Source organism: Vibrio sp. Makdt, from assembly GCF_027587015.1.
Classification (GTDB): domain Bacteria; phylum Pseudomonadota; class Gammaproteobacteria; order Enterobacterales; family Vibrionaceae; genus Vibrio; species Vibrio chagasii_B.
The window spans coordinates 1-1254 of sequence record NZ_JAPPTH010000065.1; the positions used below are offsets into that span (position 1 = coordinate 1).

General features: G+C 42.4%; 1 protein-coding gene. It reads left to right on the forward strand.

What is annotated here, in order from left to right:
* Positions 1–16 precede the first annotated feature (16 nt).
* Positions 17–1221, forward strand: a protein-coding gene (locus OH460_RS27300) for an IS3 family transposase (protein WP_270000191.1) whose coding sequence is annotated in 2 segments (ribosomal slippage) — positions 17–386 and positions 386–1221 — 1206 coding nt in all. Because the reading frame shifts where the segments join, the coding sequence is not laid out codon by codon here.
* Positions 1222–1254: the final 33 nt, after the last annotated feature.

Genomic DNA, 1254 nt, shown 5'->3' on the forward strand with positions numbered 1-1254 from the left:
AAAATTGGAGAGTGTTATGAAATCAGTAACTAGACGAACTCAATGTGATTACTCCCTCGCTTTTAAATTGGACGTTGTTGACCAAGTCGAGCAAGGTGAACTGACTTATAAGCAAGCACAAGACAAGTACGGCATACAAGGTTGTTCTACAGTATTAGTGTGGCTCCGAAAGCACGGTCGACTTGATTGGTCTGGAGGCACACCTCGATTCATGAAAAAAGGGTTACCCATGTCTGAGTTCAATTCACCACCTACACCAGAGCAACGCATCAAAGAGTTAGAGAAGCAACTCGAGGATACCAAACTGAGAGCTGACTTCTTTGAAGAAGTAGTAAAAGTTATGGAGCGAGACCATGGTGTCCGTGTCGTAAAAAAGCACAAAGGTGCGTCGTCCAAGAGCAAAATATAGCTCAACTCACGGTGACTAGATTTTGCCAAATCATCAAGATCTCTAGGCAAGCGTACTACAAACAATGTCTTATTGACGATCGTAGCAGACAGCGTGACAAAGCTCTTCTGAGCTTTGTCCGTGAAACTCGCATCAAACAAGCTCGAATAGGAACGAGAAAGCTTAAGTACATGATGGAGCAAGCTGGAATAAAAGTAGGTCGGGACTATCTATTTTCTCTGCTTAAACATCATCGGCTGCTTGTGAAGGTTAAACGTGCTTACCATCGAACAACGAATAGCCATCATAGGTTTTACTGCCACCCAAATAAAATAAAGGATGGCTTTAAGCCCGAAAGACCAGAGCAGTTGTGGGTTGCTGATATTACTTACCTTCCTACCTATGAAGGAAGCAGCTACGTCAGTCTTATTACTGATGCCTATTCCAGAAAAATCGTCGGATACAGTGTGGATGACAACATGCAGACGAAGGCCGTAAAACAAGCTTTTATAAGAGCTTTGAAAGAACGTCGAAATCAGGACAACTTAATCCATCACTCAGATAGAGGTTCACAGTACTGTTCAAAGGAGTATCAAGACTTACACTCTAGGCACAAGATCGTGTGTTCAATGACGGATGGATATGACTGCTATCAAAATGCCTTGGCAGAGAGAGTAAATGGTATTTTGAAAATGGAATACTTGTTGAAGAAACCTAAAGATGTTGCTCAGGCGAGAAAAATGGTCGCCGAGTCAGTAGAAATCTATAATCAGATGAGGCCACATACAGCCTTAAAATACAAAACGCCCGATGAAGTACATCGAGCGTTTTGACTAAAAAGTGTCAACCCATATCAGGACGGGTCA